The sequence below is a fragment of the Natronomonas gomsonensis genome (assembly GCF_013391635.1).
GTDB classification, from domain to species: domain Archaea; phylum Halobacteriota; class Halobacteria; order Halobacteriales; family Haloarculaceae; genus Natronomonas; species Natronomonas gomsonensis_A.
On sequence record NZ_JACAWU010000001.1, the window covers coordinates 594,110 to 620,023 of the forward strand.

The 25,914-nt window shown below is 67.6% G+C and carries 23 protein-coding genes and 1 pseudogene; 14 read left to right on the plus strand and 10 right to left on the minus strand.

The genetic code is table 11. The features are described 5' to 3' along the window. The first annotated feature begins 2 nt into the window (after positions 1-2). The 6 genes from HWX69_RS03250 to HWX69_RS03275 are packed head-to-tail and all read left to right on the plus strand — an operon-like array spanning position 3 to position 3,988. The gene (locus tag HWX69_RS03250; protein ID WP_178915679.1) at positions 3-236 is read left to right on the plus strand and encodes a ferredoxin; all 234 of its coding nucleotides are present in this window, start codon (positions 3-5) and stop codon (positions 234-236) included. Further along, entirely contained in the window at positions 233-901 is a 669-nt protein-coding gene (locus HWX69_RS03255) for a cobalamin biosynthesis protein (RefSeq protein ID WP_178915680.1), read from the plus strand. Before HWX69_RS03250 ends, HWX69_RS03255 begins: the two co-directional genes overlap by 4 nt. Continuing rightward, on the plus strand, positions 901-2,088 hold the full coding sequence (locus HWX69_RS03260; RefSeq protein ID WP_178915681.1) for a CbiX/SirB N-terminal domain-containing protein: 1,188 nt from the start codon (positions 901-903) through the stop codon (positions 2,086-2,088). The genes HWX69_RS03255 and HWX69_RS03260 overlap by 1 nt, the downstream gene beginning before the upstream one ends. 2 nt (positions 2,089-2,090) lie before the next feature. Next, positions 2,091-2,462 (plus strand): DUF3209 family protein, encoded by a 372-nt coding sequence (locus HWX69_RS03265; protein WP_178915682.1) that lies wholly within the window; start codon positions 2,091-2,093, stop codon positions 2,460-2,462. Then, entirely contained in the window at positions 2,455-3,642 is a 1,188-nt protein-coding gene (locus HWX69_RS03270) for a PQQ-binding-like beta-propeller repeat protein (RefSeq protein ID WP_178915683.1), read from the plus strand. The genes HWX69_RS03265 and HWX69_RS03270 overlap by 8 nt, the downstream gene beginning before the upstream one ends. 49 nt (positions 3,643-3,691) lie before the next feature. Continuing rightward, positions 3,692-3,988 carry an HVO_A0114 family putative DNA-binding protein gene (locus tag HWX69_RS03275; protein ID WP_178915684.1) on the plus strand — a complete coding sequence of 99 codons (297 nt, stop codon included), beginning with the start codon at positions 3,692-3,694 and terminating at the stop codon, positions 3,986-3,988. Here HWX69_RS03275 and HWX69_RS03280 read toward each other — a convergent pair. The 3 genes from HWX69_RS03280 to HWX69_RS03290 are packed head-to-tail and all read right to left on the minus strand — an operon-like array spanning position 3,985 to position 7,041. Then, entirely contained in the window at positions 3,985-4,695 is a 711-nt protein-coding gene (locus tag HWX69_RS03280; RefSeq protein ID WP_178915685.1) for a CbtA family protein, read from the minus strand. The genes HWX69_RS03275 and HWX69_RS03280 overlap by 4 nt on opposite strands. Then, complete coding sequence (locus HWX69_RS03285; RefSeq protein ID WP_178915686.1) at positions 4,695-4,883, minus strand: CbtB domain-containing protein; 189 nt, start codon at positions 4,881-4,883, stop codon at positions 4,695-4,697. Before HWX69_RS03285 ends, HWX69_RS03280 begins: the two co-directional genes overlap by 1 nt. Positions 4,884-4,923: 40 nt before the next feature. Beyond that, positions 4,924-7,041 (minus strand): VWA domain-containing protein, encoded by a 2,118-nt coding sequence (locus HWX69_RS03290; protein ID WP_394353422.1) that lies wholly within the window; start codon positions 7,039-7,041, stop codon positions 4,924-4,926. A gap of 34 nt (positions 7,042-7,075) precedes the next feature. Here HWX69_RS03290 and cobN point away from each other — a divergent pair, with 34 nt between their 5' ends. Genes cobN through HWX69_RS03305 form a run of 3 tightly spaced genes read left to right on the plus strand, consistent with a single transcriptional unit; the run spans position 7,076 to position 12,388 of the window. Further along, positions 7,076-10,954: a cobaltochelatase subunit CobN gene (gene cobN, locus HWX69_RS03295; RefSeq protein WP_178915687.1), complete on the plus strand. Its 3,879-nt coding sequence runs from the start codon at positions 7,076-7,078 to the stop codon at positions 10,952-10,954. After that, positions 10,944-11,636 carry a precorrin-8X methylmutase gene (locus HWX69_RS03300; protein WP_178915688.1) on the plus strand — a complete coding sequence of 231 codons (693 nt, stop codon included), beginning with the start codon at positions 10,944-10,946 and terminating at the stop codon, positions 11,634-11,636. Before cobN ends, HWX69_RS03300 begins: the two co-directional genes overlap by 11 nt. After that, entirely contained in the window at positions 11,633-12,388 is a 756-nt protein-coding gene (locus tag HWX69_RS03305; protein ID WP_178915689.1) for a cobalt-precorrin-7 (C(5))-methyltransferase, read from the plus strand. Before HWX69_RS03300 ends, HWX69_RS03305 begins: the two co-directional genes overlap by 4 nt. Positions 12,389-12,397: 9 nt before the next feature. Here HWX69_RS03305 and HWX69_RS03310 read toward each other — a convergent pair whose 3' ends face one another. After that, entirely contained in the window at positions 12,398-13,105 is a 708-nt protein-coding gene (locus HWX69_RS03310; RefSeq protein WP_178915690.1) for a sirohydrochlorin chelatase, read from the minus strand. A gap of 133 nt (positions 13,106-13,238) precedes the next feature. Here HWX69_RS03310 and HWX69_RS18105 point away from each other — a divergent pair, with 133 nt between their 5' ends. Both HWX69_RS18105 and HWX69_RS03320 read left to right on the plus strand, forming a co-directional pair. Then, positions 13,239-14,267, plus strand: a complete 1,029-nt coding sequence (locus HWX69_RS18105) for a nicotinate-nucleotide--dimethylbenzimidazole phosphoribosyltransferase (protein ID WP_178915691.1) — start codon at positions 13,239-13,241, stop codon at positions 14,265-14,267. Further along, entirely contained in the window at positions 14,264-15,559 is a 1,296-nt protein-coding gene (locus HWX69_RS03320) for a cobyrinic acid a,c-diamide synthase (protein ID WP_178915692.1), read from the plus strand. The genes HWX69_RS18105 and HWX69_RS03320 overlap by 4 nt, the downstream gene beginning before the upstream one ends. Here HWX69_RS03320 and HWX69_RS03325 read toward each other — a convergent pair. Both HWX69_RS03325 and uvrB read right to left on the minus strand, forming a co-directional pair. Beyond that, entirely contained in the window at positions 15,556-16,278 is a 723-nt protein-coding gene (locus tag HWX69_RS03325; RefSeq protein WP_178915693.1) for a hypothetical protein, read from the minus strand. The genes HWX69_RS03320 and HWX69_RS03325 overlap by 4 nt on opposite strands. Positions 16,279-16,330: 52 nt before the next feature. After that, positions 16,331-18,382 (minus strand): excinuclease ABC subunit UvrB, encoded by a 2,052-nt coding sequence (gene uvrB, locus HWX69_RS03330; RefSeq protein WP_178915694.1) that lies wholly within the window; start codon positions 18,380-18,382, stop codon positions 16,331-16,333. 98 nt (positions 18,383-18,480) lie between these two features. On the opposite strand from uvrB, the gene HWX69_RS03335 reads away from it, so the two are divergent. Continuing rightward, positions 18,481-19,161, plus strand: a complete 681-nt coding sequence (locus HWX69_RS03335; protein WP_178915695.1) for a class I SAM-dependent methyltransferase — start codon at positions 18,481-18,483, stop codon at positions 19,159-19,161. 1 nt (position 19,162) lies between these two features. Here HWX69_RS03335 and HWX69_RS03340 read toward each other — a convergent pair whose 3' ends face one another. From HWX69_RS03340 to HWX69_RS03350, 3 genes are read right to left on the minus strand one after another with little or no spacing between them, the layout of a single operon-like run. Then, complete coding sequence (locus HWX69_RS03340; RefSeq protein ID WP_178915696.1) at positions 19,163-20,365, minus strand: acyl-CoA dehydrogenase family protein; 1,203 nt, start codon at positions 20,363-20,365, stop codon at positions 19,163-19,165. Between the two features lie 50 nt (positions 20,366-20,415). Further along, positions 20,416-20,982, minus strand: a complete 567-nt coding sequence (locus HWX69_RS03345) for a DUF1684 domain-containing protein (protein ID WP_178915697.1) — start codon at positions 20,980-20,982, stop codon at positions 20,416-20,418. A 56-nt stretch (positions 20,983-21,038) separates the two neighbouring features. After that, on the minus strand, positions 21,039-21,479 hold the full coding sequence (locus tag HWX69_RS03350; protein ID WP_178915698.1) for a hypothetical protein: 441 nt from the start codon (positions 21,477-21,479) through the stop codon (positions 21,039-21,041). Positions 21,480-21,659: 180 nt separating this feature from the next. Here HWX69_RS03350 and HWX69_RS03355 point away from each other — a divergent pair. Next, positions 21,660-22,421 (plus strand): annotated as a pseudogene (locus tag HWX69_RS03355) (ATP-dependent DNA helicase); the annotation flags it as partial. 120 nt (positions 22,422-22,541) lie between these two features. Then, positions 22,542-24,122: a hypothetical protein gene (locus HWX69_RS03360; RefSeq protein ID WP_178915699.1), complete on the plus strand. Its 1,581-nt coding sequence runs from the start codon at positions 22,542-22,544 to the stop codon at positions 24,120-24,122. A 73-nt stretch (positions 24,123-24,195) separates the two neighbouring features. Here HWX69_RS03360 and HWX69_RS03365 read toward each other — a convergent pair whose 3' ends face one another. Next, positions 24,196-25,848 (minus strand): helicase C-terminal domain-containing protein, encoded by a 1,653-nt coding sequence (locus HWX69_RS03365; protein ID WP_178915700.1) that lies wholly within the window; start codon positions 25,846-25,848, stop codon positions 24,196-24,198. Between the last annotated feature and the right edge of the window lie 66 nt (positions 25,849-25,914).

A 25,914-nucleotide genomic window follows, 5' to 3' on the forward strand; every position in this document is an offset into this window, starting at 1 on the left:
CGATGACCGAATACACCGTTTCAGTCGACTTGGAGGCGTGTGACGGCGTCTTCGCCTGTCTCGTCCGCGACGGACGCTTCGCTGAGGCCGACGACGGCCTCGTGACGCTGCCCGGTGGGGACCGTGAGGAGGGTAGACTCACTGCAACGTTCGACGACGGCGACCGCGAGGACGCCGAGCAGGCCGCTGCCGCCTGTCCGCTGGACGCGATTTCGGTGGAGGAGGTGGAACCGTGAGCGTCGAGACCGGCGCGCCGCGGAACCTGCTGGATGCCCACCCCGAGACGGCGTACTTCTGGGGCCGCGTCATCGGCGACGGCGAGGTGACGAGCGATGGCGTGACCGTCCGGACGAACGACGAGACGGCCGCCGAGCGTCTCGCCGCCATCGCGGGTGCCGACGGCGTCGACCACCGCATCGTCGACCGCGAGTACGCCCACGACACCTCGATTACGCGCGCCGCGGACACCTACACGGTACAGTCACTCGGGGGTGTCGGCGACCGCGCGGCCGCCGCGCTCGGACTCCCCTTCGAGGGCGAATCGGGCGGCTATCGTCTCGATTCGTTCACGGAATTCGACCGACAACTGCTCCGCGGCCTGCTGGAGGGGTGTGGGACGGTCTGTTTCAAGTCCTCTGACGGCACCGTCGGCGTCTCCTTCGTCCACGACGACAGAAAGGCGCTGGACCGAACCCGAGGCCTGCTCGATTCGGCGGCCGTCGAGGCGCCACACGGCGACATTTCGGAAACGTCGTCGGGCGGTTACTGGTTCGGTCTCGACGACGACGCTGCGCCGGCGTTCGGCGAGTGGGTGTACGTCGGCAGCGAGAACTCCGGACTGTTCGCCCCGAGTCGCCGGCGAAAACTTCGCCGGAGCGTCGAGCAAGCGGAGGGGTACTGATGTTGGACAGCGAGGCCGTCGTCCTCGCGGGTCACGGGTCGCGTCGCGAGAAATCCAACGAACAGGTCCGAACCCTCGCGGCGAACCTCGAAGGGCGGCTCGGCCTGCCGGTTGACGCCGGGTTCATCGAGTTGGCCGACCCCACCATCGCCGAAGCCGTCGGCTCGCTCGCACCCTCGGCGACGGACGTGACTGTCATCCCGCTGTCGCTGTTCGCCGCCAGCCACGTCAAAGCCGACGTGCCGCTCGTCGTCAACGAGGCCCGAACAGAGTACGATGTCTCACTCCACAACGGAAGACACCTCGGCGTCCACCCGGCCATCGTGGAGTTGCTCGACGACCGCGCGGCCGCCGTCGAAGACGGGTTGGGCGTCGACCGAACCGACGACGACGTCATCGTTGTGGTGTGTGCCCGCGGGTCATCCGACCCCGATTCCAACGCCGACGTACACAAACTCGCCCGCCTGCTGTACGAGGGCCGTGGGTTCGCCGGCGTCGAAGCGTCGTTCATCGGCGTCACCGAACCGCTGTTGGACGAGACGCTCCACACCGTCGCCAAGCGCCGCCCGGACGCCGTCGTCGTCCTGCCGTACATGCTCGGCGACGGCGTGCTCACGGAACGCATCCGCGAGGGCGCCGCGGCGTTCGACGGTGACTACCCGTACGTCAACGCCGACTGTGGGGAGCCGCTGGGCACCGACGACCGGCTGTTGGAGGTGTTGGCCGACCGATTCGAGGAGGCCCGCGCTGGCGACGTGTCGATGTCGTGTGACACCTGCAAGTACAAAGTCGAGATGGACGGCTTCGAGGACGACTCGGGCGGCGCGCGTGCGATGCTACGAGCGATGACCCACCGGGCCGCCCACGCCGACCGCTCCGATGTCGACGACGAACCCCACGTCCACGACGCTCCCGAAAAGCACGTCGCCGTCTGTACGAACCGCACCTGTGCGGGCGACGGCGCGGCGACGGTACTGGAACGACTCCGGCAGGCCGTCCGCGAACGTGACGTCGATGCCCGAATCACGCGCTCGTCGTGTCTCGGCCAGTGCGGCGACGGCCCGAACGTCGCCGTCTACCCCGACGGCGTCTGGTACGGCGAGGTGTCGCCGGACGACGCCGACCGCATCGCCTCCTCGCTCGACCGCGACCGTATCGTCTCCCAATTGGTCTCACAGACCCTGTAGCCATGACTTGTCACGAAATCGAAGCGCTTCGACTCGGCCTGATGAACAGCCTCGGCGTCGACGACGACGCCGCACGAAAACACGCCCGCGAGGAGTTGGGCGAAGAGCCCGCACCCCACATCGCGGCGCTCGCCGACGCGGACACCCTCGCCGACTGCGCGCGACACCTCGACACAGCGTTGGTCGAACTCGAAGAGGAGGTCGCCGCGACGCAAGCAGACGACCCCTCATACGACTACCTCCGCGGCCGCCTCGTCGCGGTTCGGGACGCCGAAGCGTCGCTGGACCGACTGCTGAATCACGGCGAGAGCCTCCTCGAGGACCTCGGCGAGAGCCATCACACGCTCCACGAGGCGTTCCCGGTCGATGAGTGAGACGGCGGCCCGAATCCCGCTCGGCGACATCGACCCTTGTGGCTCCCGACAGGCCGGGCGCCGCTCCGGCATCACGCTGACCGATTCGGGACCGGTCGTCGGCCTCGTCGACGGCACCGTCCGCGCCTTCGACCATGCCGGCGCCGAGCGCTGGTCGGTCGACGGCGAGGCCAGCGCTATCACGCTCGTCCCGTTCGGGTCGGGCGTGCTGGTCGGCGAGCGGTCGAAGCGCGGCACCGTTCGACTGCTCGAAGACGGCACCGAGCGGTGGCGACACGACGCCGCCGACGCTGTCGGTGACCCGACCAAGGAGACGCGATTTTTTCTGCCGATGGTCGTCGACGCAGTCACGGACGCCGACACCGCCTACGTCGCCGCTCGGCGCTACGAACGGCGGGACGGGGCGCGTCACTTCGAGAGTTCGGTGTACGCCCTCGCCTCGGACGGGACCGTCCGCTGGCGCTACGACGCCGACGCATCGCCGATTTCCCTCGCTGCGTTCGACGGTGGCGTCGCCGTGGCGTACAATCGCTGTCCTGGCGAGCACGACGACGGAGTCGTTGTGCTCGACAGCAGCGGTTCCGAACGGTGGGTTTGGGACGCCGACCGTACGGCGACGCGCCGAATCGGGGACGTGGCGGCCGCCGACGGGAGCCTCTTCGTCACGAGTCACGCCGACTACCGCGGCTACCGACTCCGCGACGGCGAGGCCGTATGGAGTGCCGACCTCGGTACACAGCGGTCGAGTGGCGACGAGGTGTACACCTACCCCAATCACGTCCACGCGAGCGTCGACGGCGTCGTCTTTCTGACCGGCAACACGTTCCCCGAGGAGGGCCGGGAGACCGACGAACGCCACCCCAACGAACAGACCGCGTTCGGGTACTCGCGGTCGGGGACCGAACGGTGGCGCGAGGAGGTCGGCGGGTTCTCTCACGGCATCGCGGCGGACGGTAGCCGCCTGCTCGTACCGGTCGCACAGCACTTCCGCGAGCGTGACCCCTCGGTTCACGGCTGGCGGTCCCTCGACGTGACGGACGGCCTCCGGGCTTCAACGACGACCGACGGCGTCGTGACGGCCGCCGCCGTCGTGGGTGACAGCCGTGCGCTCGTCGAGGAGCCGGTTCGGTACCACGACGACGGGACCGTTCGCGGTCGGTACGCACTCCACGTCGCGTAATGTTGTCCCGAGCCACGACATTATACGCTCGCCGCTCACACGTCGCGGCATGAGCGAGATTACGCTTCGGCTCTCCAGCCCGGACGGCACCGAGACGCGAACCCTGAGTTCCGAGGAGGCGTCGCTGATTTGTCGCCCGACGACCATCGAGTTGCTTCGAACTATCGCCCGCGAGGAACCGTCGAGCATCCGCGAAACCGCTCGGCTGGTCGACCGAGACGTCCGGCAGGTCCACGACAACCTCTGGACGCTCGGCGGCGAGGGACTCGTCGAGTTCGAGCGGGACGGACGCGCACACCGGCCGGTCGTCGATTACGACGAGATAGAACTGGAGATCGGACTTTAGTCGGCCGCGGTCGGCGCGACGCCGTGAGCATCGGGCCTCAAGGCGGTGTCGAGCCGACTGTGGGTGGCAGCAGCGATGCCCCACAATCCGAGTTGCCCGACGACGACGCTACCAACGTAGGCGGCCTCGAACGTCGCGGGCAGCGTGCTCTCGTAGCCCGGTGACGGCGCCGCGAAGGCGGCGACACCGACGGTCGTGACGAACACTGCGAGTGCCGCCGCCGTGCCGACCGGTCGACCGTACTCGGCGAGGCGGTGATACACCCACCCGGAAGCGAGGCAGGCGACGGCACCGACGGCCATCAGTCCCACGTAGAGAGACAGCGCGAAGTCGGTCGCCACCGTCGTCTCGACGCCCGGTGCAGCAGGAGGCAAGACGAGCCACGGGACGCCCGACACCGTGAGAAAGCCGCCGAGGCCGAGCAGGTAGCTCCCGCCGCGGTCGGGGAGTGCCGGTTCGAGGAGATACCCCACGAAACCGAAGACGACGAGGCCGAACAGCAGGCCGAGGGCGGCGCTGCCGCCGACGGAGACGACGCTCGTGACGCCGTCGGCGACGACAGTCGCCTCGTGCCCGTGGCCGTGTCCGTGATGAGCCAGTTCCTCGGCGTGTTCGACGAGGGGGTTGCCGACCAGCGCCACGTACAGGCCGTAGGCGCCGCCGCCGACCGCACCGGCAATAGCCCCGCGTCGGAGCGCGTCGTACATCAGTGACAGACGACGCCCGCGACGTGGCGGCCGTTGTGCATCGCGTCGTGGACGAGTGGCTCCTGTGCGAACGCCAGTAGGAACACCGCAAGCGTCACCGCCAGCAGACCGAGGCCGGCCTGCGTCGGCGAGAGCGTTCCACGGGCGGTGTCGATTCGGTTCCGAACGGAGTCGTTGGCTGCCGACATTGAAACTCTATTTGCCTAAAAAACAAGCAAGGTTGTAAAACTATCGACGGGCGTCGCTGACGGCTCGTTCGACCCGTTCGGGCGTCAGGGCGTCGAGCGGAACGCGTTCGCCGCCGGTTGCAGCGAGGATTTCACCGAGTACGCCCCGCCGTTCACCGGCGTCGACACAGACGACGCGGGCGTCCGTCTCTGCGAGAGATTCGGCCGCCTGCCGTGTCTCGGCGGTCGGTGATTCCGCGGCGTTGGCCCGACCGTCCGAGACGACGACGACGACGGCTGCCTCCGGGTCGGCGGCGTCGACGACCTCCCTCGCCGTCCGCAGCCCCGCAGGTAATGGCGTCCGGTCGCCGGTCGGCAGTTCCTTCAGGTGCCGCGCCGCGAGCGTCACCGAGTCCGTCGGCGGCAACAGCACCTCGGCGTCCTCGCCCGCGAAGGCGACGACTGCGACGCTATCGCGTTCGGTGTAGGCATCCTCCAGCAGTTCGAGCGTGACGCCCTTCGCCGCCCGCATCGCCGGTCGCATCGAGGCGCTGGCGTCGACGGCGAAGACGACCAGCGCCTCGCCGTCGCCCGACCGTACCGACTGCCGGAGGTCGCGCCGCTCGATTCGCGACGAGCCCCGTTTAGCCGCCGTCCGTGCCGAGGCGGCGGCGTCGATTCCGGCCCTCCCGTCCGTTCGTTCGGTGCGGAGCCGCGTCCCACGATTGCCCGCCGCGGGCGCGACACCGGCCCGTCCCGACCCCGTCCCGCAGTCGGTCTCCGGGGCGTCGATTTCGGGGGCGGCCGCCGCCTCCGACCTCCCGGCGAGTTCTTCCCGGGGTTGGCCGGGGACGAGCGGCGCCGCGTCTTCCTCGTCGTCCGACTCCGAATTCCCGTCTCCTCCGCCGGTGTCATCGTTCGGCGTCTCGACACCGTCGTCAGCCGACCCTGGCTGTGGGTTCGGGGCCAGGGCGTCGTCGGTATCGCCGTCCGCGTCCGGGTCCGCTTCTGGGCCGGTCTCCGGCGAGGGCTGGTCGCTCGGGCCTTCGGATGGCTGTTCTTCCGTTTCGGCGTCGTCGCCGGCGTCGGTACTCTCGGGCCGGGTATCGGAGTCCGATTCGGACTCGGAACCGGTGCCCTCATCCGCCGACTCCTCCGCGTCCGAGTCGTCTTCGCCGTCCTCGAAGTGGTCGTCTATCACGTCCTCGGCGTCGGGTGCGTCCTCGAACGGCGCCGACTGCATTCGGTGGCTCAACGCGAATTCGGCGGCTCGTCGGAGATCGCCGTCGGTGGCCGTGGGGCGTCCGGCGAGAGCGGCGAGCGCGCGGGCGGCACGAGCGGTCGCGATGTCCGCACGGTGGCCGTCGACGCCGGCATCGACACACAACGCCGCGATATCGCGCTTCTGGTCGTCGGTCAGCGCGACCGAATCGAGCAGGTCACGCGCCCGGTGGAGTCGCCGGCGGTGGTCGTCGGTGTCGTCGTCGGCCGGCGACGTGCCGTGGAGGTCGCCGTCGATGACGGCGACGCGGTCCTCGATGTCGCGTTCGCCTCGCACCTCGACGGAGAGTCCGAAGCGGTCCCGAAGTTGCGGCCGGAGGTCACCTTCCTCGGGGTTCATCGTCCCGACGAGGGTGAACTCGGCAGGGTGGACAACGCTGACGCCGTCGCGTTCGACGCGGTTGACTCCCGAGGCAGCGACGTCGAGCAACACGTCGACGAGGTGGTCATCGAGGAGGTTGATTTCGTCGACGTACAGCAGACCGCGATTGGCCTGTGCGAGCAACCCGGGGTCGAACTCGGCGTCGCCGGCCAGCGCATCGGAGACCGACAGCGTCCCGACGACGCGGTCCCGTGTCGCCCCCAGCGGGAGGGTCACGAGCGGGACGGGCCGCGTCGCGACCGGCAGCGCCGCGCGCTCGCGGCACGACTCACACTGCCGGGTGCGGTCCTCCGGCGGACAACCGTAGGGACAGTCCGCGACGGCGCGTTGCTCCGGCAACAGTTCCGCGAGGCCGCGAACGAGCGTCGACTTTGCGGTCCCTTTCTCGCCGGAGACGAGCAGGCCATCGAGGCCGTCGTCGACGGCGACCGCCAGCAACGCCTCCTTCAGTCGCTCCTGACCGACCACCGCCCCGAACGGCGTGGAAACGCTTTTGGTTTCGCCCGAATCAAACACAATTGTATTAGCACAAGCGGAGTTTATCAAGATTATGCCACGGGTTGGACTCTACACCGCGACCGAAAACGAACTGGGCGCGCTACAGCGCGCCGCCGGCGAGGTCGATTCGGACCTCGTCGTCCGCTCGGAGAGCGACCTCGACGACCCCGAAGCCGTCGAGGCGTTCTGCGACGAACTGACCGACTGCGACGTGGCCGTGCTGTGGCTCCACGGCGCCGAGGACAGCATGCCCGGCTACGACCGCGCAATCGAGGCCTGCTACGAGGCGGGCGTCCCCGTCGTCGTGAAGGCGACCGGCGACGCCTTCGCTATCGAGGATACGTCCGTTCCCGGAAGCGTCCGGGAGACTGTTTCGGCGTACCTCGAACGCGGCGGGAGCGCGAACCTCGCCAACGCCGTCCGGTATCTTGTCGACCGCTTTACGCCCGAGAAACCGGCCTACGACGACCCCGTCGACCTGCCGACCGAAGGGGTGTATCACCCCGATTTTCCCGGCTACTCCTACGAGGAGCTGTGCGCCGAGTTGGACCCCGAAACGCCGACCATCGCGGTGTGGTTCTACGAATCCCACTGGACCCACGAGAACACCCGCTACGTCGACGCGTTGGTCGAAGCCATCGAAGCCGAGGGCGCCGACGCCCTCCCCGTCTTCTGTAACCCGGTGACAGATAGCGACGAACAACAAGACGCCGAATGGGTCGTCGACGAGTGGCTGACCAGCGAATCGGACGAACCACTCGTCGACGCCGTCTGCTCGTCGTTCATGTTCTCGCTGTCGATGGCCGAGCGCGGCCGCGATGCCGACGACGAGGGCGGTGACGCAGAGGAAGTGTTCCTCAAGCGTCTCGGCGTGCCCGTCCTCCAGACGGTGACGACGATGCGCTCGCGTTCCCGATACGACTCCAGCGACACCGGCGTGATGGGGTTCGAGTTGGCGCTGTCGGTGGCGCTGCCGGAGTTCGACGGCAACGTCATCACCCACCCCATCTCCGGGAAGGAACGCACCGACGACACCGCGGGCATCGGGTCGGCGCCGAAACAGCACTTCCCCATCGAGGACCGCATCGACCACGCCGCCTCACTGGCGGTCAACTGGGCGACCCTCCGTCACACGCCGAACGACGAGAAAAACGTCGCCGTCGTCCTGCACAACTACCCGCCGAGCGACGACGGCATCGGCACCGCCTTCGGACTCGACTCGCCGGAGTCGACGGTGAATCTGCTGTCGGAGCTCCGAGGCCGAGGCTACGAGTTAGGTGGACAGTTCCCCGAGTCGGGCCAATCCCTCGTCGAGACGCTCACCTCGCAGTTGACGCTCGACGACCGCTGGGTCGCACCCGATGACGTCCGAGAGCGCTCCGTCGACATCGTATCGCCGGAGCAGTACGGGTCGTGGTGGAGCGACGCCGACGAGGCCTTCCGCGAGAACGTCCGAGAGGAGTGGGGCGAGGCCCCCGACCGACCGTTCGCCATCCCGGGGGTCGAGTTCGGTAACGTCCTCGTGACCGTCCAGCCGCCGCGCGGGTTCGGGATGGACCCCTCGAAAGTGTATCACGATTCGGACCTCCAGCCGCCACACGACTACTACGCCTTCTACGCGTGGCTTCGCAACGACTTCGACGCCGACGCCGTCGTCCACCTCGGTACTCACGGTTCCCTGGAGTGGCTTCCCGGCAAGACCGTCGGCCTCGATTCCGAGAGCGCTCCCGACGCGCTCCTCGCCGATTTGCCGAACGTCTACCCCTACATCGTGAACAATCCCGGCGAAGGTACGCAGGCCAAGCGGCGCTCCTATGCCGCAATCGTCGACTACCTCACGCCGCCGATGGCCTCGGCAGGGACCTACGACGACCTCGCCGAGCTGGAGGAGTTGGCCGACCAGTACCGCGAGGCCGGCAGTGCGGCCGGCGAAACGGTCGAACGGCTCCTCCGGGAGAAAGTCAAGGAACTCGATTTGGCCGTCGAGTTGGCTATCGCCGGTGAAATAGACGAACAGGCCGACGTTCGCGGTCCCGACGAAGCCGGCACGACGCTCGCGGAAGGTGCCGTAGACGGCGATGAGGTCGACATCGACGAACTCGTAGAGCGCATCCACGCCTACCTCACGGACGTGAAGACGACCCAGATTCGGATGGGGCTGCACACGATGGGTGAACCGCCCGAAGGCGACCGCCTAATCGAGTATCTCGTCGCGCTGACGCGGCTCGAAAACGCCGGCGCACCGTCGCTGCGAGAGTCCGTCGCGGGCGTACTGGGTGTCGACTACCAGACGATGCTCGACTCGCCGGGCGAGTACGACGAGACGCTCGGGATGACCTACTCACAGGCCGCCGACGAGGTCCACGAAACGAGCGTCGAGTTGGTCGAGACGCTCGCGGAGTACGACTTCAACGTGCCCGAATCGAACGTCGACGCCGACCCCGACGACGAGGTGAACATGAACTTACTCGTCGTCGACATCGACCCCCTCGGCGATGCACGCGTGGCCGGCGGCGCCCACGACGACCTCCGGGAGGTGCTGGCCTACATCTGCGAGGAGGCTGCTCCGCGAGTGTTCGGCGCCGCCGAGGAGATTCCGCGGACCGCCGACGCCCTGAACGGCGAGTACGTCCCGCCGGGCGGCTCCGGTGCGCCCACTCGCGGCGGCGTCGACCTGTTGCCGACCGGGCGGAACTTCTACACGCTGGACCCCCGGAAGGTGCCCGCCAAGTCGGCGTGGGAAGTCGGCAAGGAGGTGGCCGACGGGACGCTACAGCGCCACCACGGCGAACACGACGAATACCCCGAAGAGGTCGGCGTCGTCGCGTGGGGGACGCCCACTGTCCGCACGCGCGGGGAGACCATCGCACAGGTGCTGGCGCTGATGGGCGTCGAACCCGTCTGGACCGACGCCGGACGAATCGACGGCGTGGAGCCGATTCCGCTGGAGGAACTCGGCCGGCCCCGCGTGGACGCGACGACGCGGGTGTCGGGGCTGTTCCGTGACGCCTTCCCGCAGGCCGCCGGGGTGATTCACGACGCCGTCGAGGCCGTCGTCGACCTCGAGGAACCTCACGAGATGAACTACGTGAAGAAACACGTCGAGGAGGAAGCCGAGGAACTGGAAGCCGAAGGGGTGGACCCCGACGACGCCCGCGACGCCGCGATGCCGCGCGTCTTCACGACGCAGCCGGGCGGTTACGGCGCCGGCACGAACAAGGCCGTCGACGAGGGGAACTGGGAGGACCGTTCCGATTTGGCGGAGGTGTACGTCCAGTGGGGCGGCTACGCGATGGGGTCTCGCGGCCGCGTCACCGAGAACCACGACGCCTTCCGGCGCCGCCTCGGCAGCGTCGAGGCGACGGTCAAAATCGAGGACACGATGGAACAGGACGAGTTCGACTCCTCCGATTGGTACGCCTTCCACGGCGGCTTCATCACCGCCGTCTCCGAAGTTTCGGGCTCCGAACCCGCCTCCTACGTCGGCGACTCCTCGGATCCCGACAACGTCTCCGTCTACAGCAACGAGGAGAAGGTCCGCAAGGCGATGCGGGCCCGCGTGCTGAATCCGGAGTGGCTCGATTCGATGGAAGAACACGGCTACAAGGGCGCCGGCGACCTCTCCTCGACGGTCGACGTGACGCTGGGGTGGGACGCCACCACGGGCGTCGTCAGCGACACGCTGTGGAACGAGGTCGCCGAGGCCTACGCCTTCGACGCCGACAGACAGGAGTGGCTGCGCGAGGTGAACCCGTGGGCGCTGGAGTCCATCACCGACACGCTGTTGGAGGCCATCGAACGGGGACTGTGGGACGCCGACGACGAGACCGAAGAACGGCTGACGGACCTCAATCTCTCCGTCGACGGTGACCTCGAAGAACGCGCTTCCGATTTCACCCCCGCCGCGGAGGTGACCAGCGATGACGACTGATTCGGGGGAGTTCGAGGCCTACGCCGACCTCGGTGCGACCACCTCGGATGCGATGGACATCGCCGAGACGAGCATGGACCGCGTCCACGACCTCGTTTCTCAGGAGACGCTGGCCGACCGGGTTCGGGCGAAGGCCGTCCACGCCACCGGCGACCCCGAGTTCCAGTACCTCGTGCGGTTCACGGGGAGCGACGACTCCGAACCGCTCCGAGCGGGAGCGCGGGCAGTCCTCGGTGAACGCCCCATCGTCACCGACATAACGATGGTCAAATCGGGTATCACGGGGCGGGGCCACGACTGCGACGTGCGGAAGGCCATCGGCAACGGCGCCGAGCTGGCTGCCGAAACGGGGATGACTCGGACGGCCGCCTCGGTGCTCGAACTCGACAAGCAAGGCGTCTACGAGGGCGCAATCGCCGTCGTCGGCAACGCCCCCACCGCGGCGCTGGCGCTGGCCGACTGCATCGAGCAGGGTACCCGACCGGCAGTCGTCGTCGCCACGCCAGTCGGCTTCGTGAAAGCCGCCGAGAGCCGAAATCGACTGCGTGAAGTGTGTGCCGAACACGGCGTCCCGGCGATTACGAACGTCGGCCGCCGCGGCGGCAGCGGCCTCGCGGCGGGGCTGACGAACGAACTGGTCCACGTCGCGAGCGACGTACGCGATGGCGAGGTAGAGTTGTGACCGACGAGGTCTCCTTCCCAGACGAACCGGCCGAATACGCCGCCGACGCACCCGAAGCGGAGGGCGCCAGCGGTGACGCGGAATCGGTGTACGCCGTCGGCATCGGCCCCGGCAACTCCGAGTACCTCACTCGTCGAGGCGCCCGCGCCATCCGGGAGGCGGACGTGGTCGTCGGCTTCGAGACGGTCGTCGAGTTCGTCCGCGAGGAAATCACTGGCGAGGCACTGACGTGTGGCTACCGCGACGAACCCGAGGTGCTGGCGACGTTCCGCGAACGCGTCACCGACGGCGCCAGCGGGACGGCGGTGTTGATGGGCGACCCGAACCACTCCGGCTACCAGTTCGTCGGCAAGGTCGAATCGGCCCTCGAGGGAGTCGCCCCCGTCGAAGTGGTTCCGGGGATTTCCTCGCTACAGGTGGCGGCGAGTCGCGCCAGAACGCCGATGGAAGAAACGACGTTCGTCACGCTCCACAAGAGCGGGCCAATCGAGGCCGACCTCCGACGACTGGAGCGCGACGTCCGCGACCGGCACCTGCTGGTTCTACCGCGACCCTACGACTGGATGCCCGAGCGCATCGCCGCCCGCCTGCTAGAGTCGGGCGCACCCGACTGTGAGGCGCTCGTCTTCGAACGGCTGACTCACGCCGAGGAATCCGTGACACGAACGTCGCTGTCGGCGCTGTCCGACGACATCGATTCGAAGGAAGAGACGGCGTTTTCGGACCTCTCGGTGCTGGCAGTGCGGCGGTAGAGTCGGCGGTCAGCGGCCGCCGTCGGTGGCGACCGGGTCGACGGCGGCGGTACCCGAGCCGAGCGAGCGGGCCTTCGCCACCTCGGCCTGGATGGCGTCGGTGACGGCCTCGTGGTCGCCGAGTGGGTCGGCGTAGGCGAGCCCACCCCGCTCGAGTTCTAGTTTCGACGGCAGGGCGCTGTCGGTCTCCTCACACGGGGCGATGAAGAACGGGACGGCGACGGCTCGGTCGCCGGTGAGGTTGTAGCGGACACACTCCGCCGCCGGGTTCTGCAACAGGTAGGCAGCCGTGATTTCGCCGTATTGGGTCGACTCCCGAAGGCGAGTCGCGTGGGCCTCGGTCGCCCGCCGGTGGCCCTCTCGGGAGGTGTCGCCGAAGGCCAGAAGCGCCAGCGAGGCGTCGTCGCCAGGAGCGACGGCCTCCCGAGCGCGGTCGGCGAGCGCGCGACTCACGGCGGGACTGGCACCGACCGGTTCGCAGTGGTGGGCAGTCGGCAGTGCCCCCGGTATGCCGCGAGTCGTATCCCGGTTCGGAGCGACGGCCATCGGGACGACGTACGTCTCCCCACCGGCGTCGGCGGATAATTCCGCCGGGTCGCGCTCGTACGTCGCCACGGTGATGCGGTCGGCCACGCTGCGCTCGCGGAGCCGCTCCGCGTGTGTCTCGGCTACCGCACGCGTGTGTTGGCGCCCGACGAGCAGGAGTGTGTCCGTCATGGATGTTTAATCAAGCGCGCTTGTATTAGCGCAACCTTTCTTGTAGTACGCTGTGAGGGCATCCAGTAAATAGATTTCGGGCAACGAGCCGCGACCCGCAAACTCAAGTTCGATTGCACTAACACCAATCGTAATGACTCGACTCGTCTGCTGTGCCGGTTCGACCCGAACGGCCCGAATCGACGGCATCAGCGCCGCCGGCGCCGACGCCGACCTGATGGCCCACACGCCCAGCGCCGACGCCGAGATACTCGCCTACGGCCGCCCCGTCCGCTCGCCCGTCGTTCCGGTCTCCCCGAGCGGCTGTCCGACGCCCGCCGTCGTGACCCGGGCCGTCCTCGAACGGCTCGAAATCGATTGCACCGTCGTCGATTCTGGGCTGGCCGAACCGACCGGCGCGCCGACCGTCACCGTCGGCGCACGCACTGGCGAGGACATCCGCGAGCGCGACCCCGTCCCCTCCGCGCCCGGCGCCTTCGCCGCCGCCCGACAGTTCGGCCGAAAGTTGCCCGACGACGAACTGTTCCTCGCCGAAACCGTCCCCGGCGGCACGACGACCGCACTCGGCGTCCTCACCGCCCTCGGCGAGGCCGACGTGCTGGGCGACCGCACGGTCTCCTCGTCGCTGTCGGAGAACCCACTCGAACTGAAACGGCGGGTGGTCGACGAAGCGCTCTCGGCCTCGTCGCTGGACCCCGGCGACGCCGCCGGCGAACCGACGGTTGCGCTCCGACGCGCCGGCGACCCCGCCCTCGCCGTCCTCTGTGGTATCGCCGCCGGCGCCCTCGAAACCGACACCGCCGTCACGCTGGCGGGCGGCACACAACTCGTCGCCGCCGCGGCCTACCTCCGACACGACGACTACGACGGCCCCCTCACGCTGGCGACCACCTCCTTCGTCGACGACGACCCCGCCGTCGACCTCGACCGCGCCGGCCGCGAACTCGACCTCTCGGTGACGACGACCGACCCCGGGTTCACCGACGACCACCCCGCGATGGCCGCCTACAACCGCGGGGAGGCCAAAGAGGGCGTGGGAATGGGCGGTGCACTCGGGTTGGCCGACCGCGCCAGCCTGCCGATGGCCGACGTACGCGATGGCGTCCGCGAGGTGTACGACCGCCTCCTGGCCGACACCGACCGGGAGGTGCCCGAGGCGTGAACGGCGTCGTCCTCGCGGGCACGTCCTCCGGCGTCGGCAAGACCGTCGCCACGCTCGCCGTCCTGCGGGCGCTCCAGCGGGCGGGAGAGAGCCCCCAACCGGCGAAGGCCGGGCCGGACTTCATCGACCCGAGCCACCACGCCGCCGTCTGTGAGAGACCGTCCCGGACGCTGGACCCGTGGCTGTCCGGCGAGGAGGGCTGTCGCCGCAACTACCACCGCGGGTCGGGCGATATCTGTGTCGTCGAGGGGATGATGGGACTGTACGACGGGACGAACTCGACGGCGTACGTCGCGGAGACGCTCGACCTTCCGGTCGTCCTCGTCGTCGACGCGAAAGCGGGCATGGAAAGCGTCGCCGCCCAGGCGCTCGGCTTCCGCGAGTACGCCGCCGAAGCCGACCGCGACATCGACGTGGTCGGCGTCCTCGCCAACCGCGCCCACGGCGGCCGCCACGAGGCCGGGATTCGGGATGCGCTCCCCGATTCGTTGTCGTACTTCGGCCGCGTGCCGCCACTCGAAGGGCTCGAAATTCCCGACCGGCATCTCGGCCTCCACATGGGTCGGGAGGCACCCATCGACGAGGAGACGCTGGACGAAGCCAGCGAGGAAATCCACGTCGGAAGACTGCTGGAGGTGGCGGCGGAACCAGCACGGCCGGAGCCCCGACCGCCCGGAACAGACACGGAAAAAACCGTCGCCGTCGCCGACGACGCTGCGTTCTGTTTTCGTTATCCGGCGAGTCTCGAACGCCTCAGGGAACGCGCCGAGGTGGTCACCTTCTCGCCGGTCGCCGGCGATTCGCTCCCCGACTGCGACGGGGTCTATCTCCCCGGCGGCTACCCCGAACTCCACGGCGCGGCGCTGGCCGCGGGCGGCACGCTGTCGGAACTCGGAGGGCGGGCGACCGAGGGCCTGCCCGTCCTCGGCGAGTGCGGCGGCCTGATGGCGCTGTCGGAGACGCTGACCGACACCGACGGGGACACCCACGCGATGGCCGGTGTCCTCCCCGCCGACGTGACGATGTGCGAGCGGTATCAGGCGCTTGACCACGTCGAGTTGGTGGCACGCGACGACACCCTCACCGCCGGGTCCGGCCAGCGACTTCGCGGCCACGAGTTCCACTACTCGACAGCCGACGTGGCCGGCGACGCCGACTTCGCATTCGAGGTGAAGCGAGGAGACGGCATCGCCGACGGCAAGGATGGCCTCACCGAGTACCGCACGCTGGGCACCTACGCTCACGTCCACGCCGACTCCGGCGCCTTCGACTCCTTCGTCGACTCACTCTAGCGGTAGAACTCCCGGTCGCCGTCGTCGTCGACGTACGTCGCCGCCCGCCACGCCGAATCGATTGCGGCGGTGACGACACAGCCGAAAACCCCGACGGAGAGGGCCGCGACGAGCGGCCACGTGGTCCCGTCGATGGCAGCTCCGCCGCCGAAGGTCCCGACGGCGAGAACCGCCGTGAGACCGAGCGATGCAACGGCGACGCGCTCGCGGCCACCCGTAGGCGTCACCCGGTTGGCCCGGCCGACGGCCTCGGGCAGCGTCCCCGAATCGAGGACCAACGCCGGGACGACGAACGGCGCACACCCCAACCCCACCTCGTTTTGCGCCACGTCGTCCTCGTCGAGCAGTCTGTCAGCGAGGTCGCCGACCGCCAACCGGGTCTTCAACCACCGGTACAGCCACCACCGGCGTTCGTACACGGCGGTACCGGCCGCCGAAACCGACGCACCGCCGCCGTACTCGGTCCGACCGACCGCGTAGGCGACGGCGGCGCCGAAGGGATACCAGACGAGGACGAGAACCGCAATGACGACGACGGCGACCGCGACGGTCAGCAGTTCGCCGAAGCCGACGAGAAAGCCCGGTCCCGCCCCGGTGACCGTCTGCCGGACGGCCGCGAGGGCCTGCCAGCCCGCGGCGAAGACGACACCGACGGCGAGCGCTCCGAGGAGCGTCCAGACGACGGCGGCGGGCGAACGAAGCAGCGCACGAACGGCCATACCGACCGGTCGGAGGGGGAGGAGAAAAAGACGACGCCGACGCGTGTCGGTTTCAGAACTCGTCTTCGGGCGTCGGAACCCCTTCGTCGGGGTCGTCCAACTCCTCGAAGGCCCCCCGGAGCTCGCGGATGCGGTCGCGGATGTCCGCGGCGAGTTCGAACTCGAGGTTGTCGGCGGCCTCCTGCATCCGGTCTTCGAGCCGTTCGATGAGTTCTTCGGCCTCCTCGGCGGAGTCCGCGTCGAGTCCCGAGACGCCGCTGGTGTCGGTCTTCGACCCCGGAAGGTTCGTCTCGCCGACCGCCTTCTCGATGGTCGTCGGTTCGTGGCCGTGCTCTTCGTTGAACTGCGTTTGAATCTCCCGGCGACGGCGGGTCTCTTCGATTGCGGACTCCATGGCGCCGGTCGTCTCGTCGGCGTAGAGGACGACCCGGCCATCGACGTTCCGGGCGGCCCGGCCCATCGTCTGGACCAGCGTCGTCTCCGACCGGAGGAACCCCTCCTGGTCAGCGTCGAGGATGGCCACGAGCGAGACTTCGGGAATGTCGAGTCCCTCCCGAAGGAGGTTGATGCCGACCAGCACCTGAATCTCGCCGAGACGGAGCGACCGGACGAGTTCGTGGCGTTCGAGCGTGTCCGTCTCGTCGTGCATGTACGCCACGTCGACGCCGGCGCCTTCGAGGTACTCCGTGAGGTCCTCGGCCATCCGTTTGGTCAGCGTCGTCACGAGGACGCGTTCGTCGTCGCTCGTCGCCTCGATGCGCTCCATCAGGTCCTCGATTTGGCCCTCGGCCGGTTGCACCTCGATTTCCGGGTCGACGAGGTACGTGGGTCGGACGATTTGCTCGACGACCCGGTCGCTTTCTTCACGTTCGTACTCGCCAGGCGTCGCCGAGACGTACAGCGTGCGGTCGGTCTTCTCCTCGAACTCCTCGAAGGTCAGCGGGCGGTTGTCGTAGGCCGTCGGCAACCGGAAGCCGTTCTCGACCAGCGAGTCCTTCCGGGATTTGTCGCCCTCGTATTGGCCCTTGATTTGCGGGAGCGTGACGTGAGATTCGTCGACGACGGTGAGGAAGTCGTCGGGGAAGTAATCGAGCAGGGTGTACGGCGCCTCGCCGGACTCGCGGTCGGACATGTGCACCGAGTAGTTCTCGATGCCCGAGCAGTAACCCGTCTCCTGGAGCATCTCGATGTCGAAGGTGGTTCGCTCCTCGATGCGCTGGGCGGCGACCAAATCGCCCTGCCGCTCGAAGTACGAGACGCGTTTCTCCTTCAGTTCCGCTATCTCGTCGATGGCCCGCTGGAGGCGCTCTTCGGGGATGGAGTAGTGTTCCGCCGGGTGGACGAGCCCGGCCGGCTCCTCGGAGACCACTTCGCCGTTCAGCGTATCGACTTTCATGATGCGGTCGATTTCGTCGCCCCAGAACTCCACGCGGAGGGCGTATCGGCCGTACATCGGGAACACCTCGACGGTGTCGCCGCGGACCCGGAAGGTTCCCTGCTGGAAGTCCACGTCGTTGCGCTCGTAGTTCAAATCGACCAGTTTCTTCAGGAGGTTCTCCCGGCCGATTTCCTCGCCGCGCTCCAGCCGGAGCGCCATCGACTCGTAGTTGTTCGGGTCGCCGAGGCCGTAGATGGCCGACACCGAGGCGACGACGATGACGTCGTCGCGGGTCAAAAGCGACCGGGTCGCCGAATGCCGCAGGCGCTCGATTTCCTCGTTTATCGACATGTCCTTGTCGATGTAGGTGTCGGTCTGTTCGACGTACGCCTCCGGCTGGTAGTAGTCGTAGTAGGAGACGAAGTACTCGACGGCGTTGTCCGGGAAGAGGTTGCGGAACTCCTCGTACAGTTGGGCCGCCAGCGTCTTGTTGTGGGCGAGGACGAGCGTCGGCTGTTGGAGTTCCTCGACGACCCACGAGACGGTGTTTGTCTTGCCGGAGCCGGTGACGCCCAAAAGCGTCTGTTTGTCGGCGCCGGCTTCGTAGCCGTCGACGAGTTCGCGGATGGCCTCGGGTTGGTCGCCCGCCGGGTCGAACGGGGCGTCGACCTCGAACCGTCGGGCGGCGTCGGGACGGTCGGGCTGTAGCGGGCCGGTGTCGCTCATTACCGAGTGGTGGGCGTCGGGACACTTGAGGCGAACGCTCGCGGCGACGGGCCGGGACGCTTCGTGGGCGTTAACCCCTCCGACGACCAACGCCGCCCATGAGCGTTCGCGCGGAGTTCGACGACTGGGCCGCCGACGGCCGCGACAAGGGGATGGAGCAGCGCCACTGGCACACCGCAAAGTACGCCCTCGGACGGATGCCAATCGAGGCGGGCGACACCGTCCTCGATTTGGGCTGTGGCAGCGGCTACGCCGCCCGCGCAATGCGTGAGGCCAAAGACGCCGGCCGGGCCTACGGCCTCGACGGCGCCCCCGAGATGGTCCGAAACGCACGCGCCTACACCGACGACGACAACGTCGGGTACGTCGTCGGTGACTTCCAGTCGCTTCCCTTCGGCGACGACGAAATCGACCACGCCTTCTCGATGGAGGCGTTCTACTACGCGCCCGACCCCGTCGGCGCGCTCGAAGAACTCCGCCGCGTTCTCCGGCCCGGCGGGACGTTCTACTGTGCGGTGAACTACTTCGAGGAGAGCGAGCACACCCACGCCTGGCAGGACAACATCGCCATCGAGATGACGCTGTGGAACTACGACCAGTACCGGGAGGCGTTCCGGGAGGCCGGCTTCCACGTCGCCGAACAGGACACGATTCCGGACCGCGAAACCGAGATTCCGCCGGAAAGCGAGTTCCCGACCGACGACTGGGAAACTCGGGAGGCGATGGTCGAACGCTACCGCGAATACGGGACGCTGCTGACCGTCGGCATCGCGCCGTGACTCAGTAACTCCGAGGTAATCCGAGTACGTGCTCGCCGAGGTAGTTCAACGCGAGTTGCTGGGTGATGGGGACGAGTCGCGTCAGCCGTGCCTCCCGGAAGTACCGCTCGACATCGTACTCGCGGGCGACGCCGAAGCCGCCGTGGGTCTGGACCGCGGCGTCGGCGGCGTCGAAGGCCGCCTCCGCGGCGAGGTACTTCGCGACGTTGGCTTCGGCACCGGCGGCCTCCCGCGGGAGGTCATCGAGGCGACCGGCGGCGTCGTAAATCACTTTCTTCGCCGCCAGCAGGTCGGCGTAGGCGGCCGCAAGCGGGTGCTGAATCGCTTGGTTAGCGCCGATTGGTCCGCCGAACACCTCCCGCTCGCTGGCGTACTCGATGCCCCGTTCGAGTGCGACCTCGCCCAATCCGAGACACTCCGCGGCGATGACGACTCGCTCCTCGTTGAGGCCGTCGAGCATCTGGTAGAACCCCTCGCCTTCCTCGCCGACGAGATTCTCCGCGGGTACCCGAACCCCGTCGAACCACAGTTGGTAGGAGCCGACCGCCCGACTCGCTGTCTTGGGAATCGATTCGATTTCGAGGCCGTCGTCGTAGGCGTCTTCGAGGTCGAGTAGGAACATCGAGATGCCCTCGGTCCGTTTGTCGACCGCCTCTCGCGGGGTCGTCCGCGCCATCAGGAGGAGGTAATCGCTGGCCGCCACGCGGGAAATCCAGATTTTTGCCCCGTCGACGACGTACTCCTCACCCTCCTTCCGCGCCCGGGTCTCCATCGCCGTCGACTCCGACCCGGCGTTGGGTTCCGTCAGGCCGAACGCCTGAATCCGAACGTCTCCCGAAGCGACCTTCGGCAGCAGGTCGGCTTGCAGCGACTCGTCGGCGTATTTCACCAGCGGCACCGAGTTGTACACGCCGCCGTGAATCGCCTGAGCGGCGGCGAACCCGCCGCCGCTGGCCGCGATTTCCTCCATCATGACGACCGCCTCGGCCGTCGACATCCCCGCGCCGCCATCGGCTTCGGGAATCAGGATTCCGAGCCAGCCCTCCTCGGCCAGCGTGTCGACGAACTCGTGGGGGTACTCGCCCGTTCGGTCCTTCTCGCGCCAGTAGGCGTCGTCGAACCCCTCGCATATCTCGCGGATGTTCCGCCGGACCAGCCGCTGTGTCTCGGTGAGGTCGACGGAATCCCGCCAGTCGTGTGGCATAAAGTATCGTGGTATGCGGTGGGCAAAAAGACGTGGCTCGGGGAACCCCCTCAGCCCTCGTAGCGCTCGCCGGCGGCGATGGCGATTTCCAGCCAGTTTTCCTCGGGCGGCAGCGGGCACTCGTAGGCCTCGCTGTACGCACAGAAGGGGCTGTACGCGAGGTTGAAATCCAGGGGGACGGTCGCACCGTCTTCGAGTTCGCCCTCCGCGTGCAGTTCCATGTATCGCCCGGCCGGATAGGTCTGCTGGCCCGTCGTCTTGTCGCGGAAGGGGACGAACAGCGACCCACCGTCGTGGTCGATGCGCTGGTAGGCGACGAGGGTGTGTTCGTCGACGTCGCCGCTGGCGTCGGGCACCTCGAAGTGGAGGCGAGCGGCGCGTTCGTACAGTTGCTCGCCCTCGGCGGTCGTCTCCATCGCCACCGTCTCGTCGCTGTCGACGAGTTCGACCGTCGCCTCGACGCGGTAGGCGGGGTCGGGGTCGAAGTACGCGAGGCCGTCGAAGTCCTCGCGCTCTCCGGGCGGCAGCGGCGACTGCCGCGAGGTGCCGAACTGCTCGTCCTTCTCGGCGCGGTAGGACTGTAACTCCTCGCGCCACGCCTCGGTGTCGAACTCCATACCCGAATCTCGGGGGTCGGACGGATAAGCCGCCCGGCACTCGGGCGGGACCGCCGCTACCCGCCGCTGGCGAATCGGTCGAGGAGTCGGACCCGGAGGCCGTTGGCGAGAAGCGCCGCCAGCGCGCCCTCGACGGCGTGAATCGGCACCGCGAGGACGAACAGCGCAATCGCGCGGAAGCCGTACTGGGCGGCGAACACCGAATCGAAGCCGAAACCGAGCCGCCACGACGCGTAGGACCCGTAGGCGAACAGCACGACACAGGCCGCCGCGCCGCCGAGTGCGCCCGCCAACAGCCCGTTCGACATGGCGTTGCCGTAGCGGTCAGTCAGCACGCCGGCGACGAAACCCGCCAGCAGACCGCCGAGATACACCTCCCGACGGATTTCCAGCCGAAGCAACCCCGGGAGGAGGACGGCCAACAGCGTAGCGGCTCCGAGGAGCGTCGGCCGCCAGTTCACGTCGAAGGAGGGTCGAAGCGAGCGTTCGCGGGCCATCGGACCGAGTTGGTTCCCGATGGCAAATAAACCCACGGCCGCCCCGTTCGACACGTCTTTAGGCGAAGACGCGTCACTCCCGGTGTGTCCCACGACGCCGAGGAGTCGAGCGGAAGCGGCGACGGAAGCGGCGCGTCTGTCGGGAGGGGCGACGGCGCCGACGGCCCCGACTGGCGGCCCATCTTCGGCCACGACGAACCCTACGACGACCAAATCGACGGCATCGAGACGGCCGTCGAGACGGCCCGCGAGGGCGGCTTCCTCGCCCTGGAGGGCGCCTGCGGCACCGGCAAGACGATGCTGGCACTGACGGCCGGCATCCACCTCGTTCGCGACCCCGACTCGACGTACGAACGCGTCTTCGTCCTCACGAGCGTCAAACAGCAACTCCGGCAGTTCGAGGAGGACCTCCGGACAATCAACGGAAACCTGCCCGACGACTGGCACCCGATTTCGGCGATGACGCTCGTCGGAAAGGCCGACGTGTGTCCGTACAACCTCGCGGGCGCCGGCGGCATCGACGAGACGAACGTCTACGAGCGCTGTGAGGGCCTCCGTGAGCGCACTCGTGGGCTGACCGACGAGACGACCGCCGACTCGCTGGCGGCACAGGCCCGCAGCCAGCAGGTCGGACTGGGCGATTCCGGAAGCGGCGCTTCGTATCTAGAAGCGGCCAGCGAACCGACGCCGTATCCCCGAGAGATGCCCGAGGCCGGCGACAGCGGCGTCGAGTACTGCCCCTTCTACGCGCAGTACCTCGCTGACCTACCGGAGGACGGTGACCCCGTCGAGGCCGTCCCCTTCGACCCCACCGAGTTGGGCCTCATCGAGAGCGAAGACCTCGTGCAGTTGTCGGCCGGGCACGGGGCCTGCCCCCATTCGGTGATGGGCGCGCTGCTGCCCCACGTCGAGGTGCTGGTCGGCAACTACTACCACGCGTTTGGTGAATCCGCACACCCCGGCTCACCGGGTACTGAAGGCGGCACAGGGCGGACGAATACACGGCGAGCGGCTGCGTAACGGCTGTTCTGAGGAGAGGCCGACCCCAGCGGGGTGGTCGGCGTGAGGGCGAGCGCAACGGTGACGGCGACGGCCCCCAGCGGCGGTGCTGGCGTGGCGTCCGCGTCGGTGCCTGAGTCGGTGGTCGACTCGGACCCATGGTTCACTGACCCGAACAGGCTGGCCGGGTGGGCCGACGACGTGGCCGGGTCGGTGGGGGCGGCCGAGTTGACCGGCTACCCCGACGCCAACGCGCTGGGCGAGGCAGCCGACGTTTACCTAAACCGCAACCGCCGGAAACACCGAGAGCGACTCGGCGGGCTGGTAGAGGACCGACCGCTCGGGAGCGACTTGTGGGCGGCTGAAGCCGACGCACGCCTCGCGGCGGTGGCTGGCCCGGCCAGTACCGAGTCTGAATCAACCACCACTGTCCCAACGGTCACGTGTGTGTCCGACCCCTTCCCGTGGGCGGGCGACCCGACGGCCGACGACAAGACCCGACTGGTGTTGACCGTCGCCGCGTCGGGTGATTCACCGACCGAACCGGTGCCGCTCGGAGCCACGCTGGACGCGGCGTTCGGCCAGCACACCACCACGGAGTACGCCCGAGCGTCGTGGGTGGACGAACACCACCCGGAACTGATGGAAAAGTGCGACACTGCGGAGGGGTTGAGCCTCCGAGTGAGCGAGAAGGCGCTCTACTTGTTACGTACAGGGATGGGGCGCTCCGGAACGGTCCCGTGGGCGACGCTCCCCGACGCCCACGACGCGGACGGCAACCCACTCCCTGTCCGGCGGTTTCACGAGTATCTCAGTGGGAGCCGTCGCGGTCTAACAGACGGGCGTCGGGCAATAGCGTTCGACCTGCTCGCTGACAACCGGGCGCGGTTCGTGGACGGACCGGACGAGACGCCCCGCGTGCTGAAGGGCGGGACGGTCCCGGTAGTTCAACGATTCACCTCCTCACGTGAGGCCGAGCGGCTCCGGTCGGGGCTGGCGGAGGTGTTCAACGCTGCCGAGGCGGCAGCCCAAGAGTGTACGGTGTGGGTGTTGACGCTCCCGCGTGAGTCGGCCGACGGGCCGTGTCACTCCTACGAGGTGTTTCAGCGGGCGTGGGAGCGGCTGTACGACCGGCTCCGGTACGCCCGAGACGTGGGGGACGGTCGTGGTTCACTCCCACCCTATTGGTATGTGCAAGAGGCACAGCCACGTTCCGGCTGGTGCCACCGCCACATCGGCTGGTGTGGCCCAGTGGGCGGGTCGGACCCCGGCCTGTCGACAACCCGGCTTCGACGGTGGTGGGCTGACGCGCTCCGAGTGCCATCGGGCGAGTGGGTTGTCGTTGACGTGGAAGAGCCGTTCGCACTGGCCGACGGCTGGCACACGGCCGACAGCGACAGTCACACGCACACCGACGGGGAGGGCAAGCGTGTGCTGGCTGATGGTGGGCCGGGCCTCCGGCACTACTTCGGGAAGGGGCCGCGGCGGCTGGTGGAGGTAGCGAGCGCGGACGTGGCGACGCTCCGGGAGTGGGCGGCGCGGTGTCGGAGGGGTGAGTCAACCGAGGCACTCAGGGAGCGGGCGTCGTTGGCGTTCATGTGGGCAACCGAGAGACGGTTTTACGGAACGGGAGGCGGCCTTTGACCCTGCCACAAACGGCCAGCGGTGACGGGCTGACGCCCGCGACCCCTTCGCTTCGGGTCGAACGCCCCCGGCGTTAGCGATGGATGGCGTCCGTGAACCAGTCCGGCAGGTCCACCTTCTGCAGCACGTCGAAGAACGATGCGTCGAGGACGTAGTACGCGCAGTCGTCGTCCGGGGCGCGAACCCCGCGCCCAACGGACTGCTGTATGTCCTGAGCGGTGGTTTCGTAGTACCAGTCCCATGCGTTGCGTTCATCCATCATGTATCGGGTCCGCGGGTCGCCCATGTGTGGGTACGGTACTTTGACGAGGGCCTGCCACCGGCAGTCCTCATACGGCAGGTCTACACCATCGGTGGCGGCGGGCGAAAAAAACATATCGTCGTCCGAGCGCAACCATCGTTCAATCTGCTCGGACAAGTCGGTATCCTCGTATGAGTTGTGGACGCGGCTATTTCGCCGAAACTCCCGCCCGAGTTGCTGTGCTCGGTCGTAACTGGCGGTGTGAATTAGCCCCTTTTCGCCGCGGTGTTGGTGCGACAGTGATTCGAGCATCTTCACGACTTCGTCAGCGTGTGTGTCCCAGCCTCCGGACGACATTTTACCGACAACCTTGTCGGTGTAGATAGGCCGGTTTTCCGCTGGAAAAGGCATCGGATACTGGACGACATGCGTCTCAGCCGGGTCCAACCCCAACCGCGTAACCCACCGGTCGGGGTCCGAAGCGAAAGGCATCGTTGCCGTCGACAACACCCGTTTGTCAGCCCGGGACCAGACGTGTTCCTGTAAGAACTTGTCCACGTCTACTGGCTGTACGTGGATGCTGTACCGTACGTTATTCCCGACAGTCGTTTCTTCGCGGCTGACGACCCACGGGCGGCCCTTATCCACCTGCATCTTTGCCCACTTGAACTTCCGCTTGAAGTTGCGGCACGCCTGTACCTCTAAAGACTCCTCCTCCGGCACCATCCCTGTGGACCCCTTGTCGCTGATATACGAAACCGCTCGGTCGAAAGTCCGGTTCAGCTCCATTCGTACGTCGTCAAGTTCGGTCACATCGTCGTCTGGCAGCTCCCCGACCTCTTGGTCCACCTGTGCGAATACTCGGTCTGGTAACGTGTGCGGCGAAACTTTGAATCCGGCGTGGAGTGACGCGACTTGCCCCTCCAACTTGTGACACTCATCCACCACCAACAGCTCTCGGTTCCCGAATGAAACGCGTTTGTTATCCTCGGTTGAGACCGGCAGATAGCCGTCCACGATTAGATAAGAGAACGTGATGGATGCGACCGACGCTGACATAGCATCCTCCTTCCGATTCCAGTAAGTGCAGTTGGCCGTGTTTATGCAGGATTGCTCGTCCGAACGGTTCACCGGGCAGTCCTTGCAATCGTAAGTCTCCTCGTCGTCCGTGGTCGCTAAACAGTTGTAGTCAACTCGGCTTCGAAGCGTCGAATAGTACGGATTCAGGTCTGCATCGCGTTCCAACTGGGTCCGAAGGGCCTTCTGAGGCGTCGTGATGAACGCGTCACCGGACTGCCGAGCAAGCGCCACGTTGATAGGCGACTTGCCGATACCTGTCGGCAGATTCAGCACCACGTTGCTCACTTCCTCTTTTGACCATAACGCGTTCGCCGCCTCATGGAGTGCCGCCCGCTGATATGGGCGATAATCACCACCCTCGTAGAAGTCAAACACCTCATCTGGGTCCGGTCTGTCGGCACTCATGCGGGCACATCCGCTTGAATGTAGAGCGTCGGCATAAGGACGTGGTCACCGTGGCGGAAGTGAAAT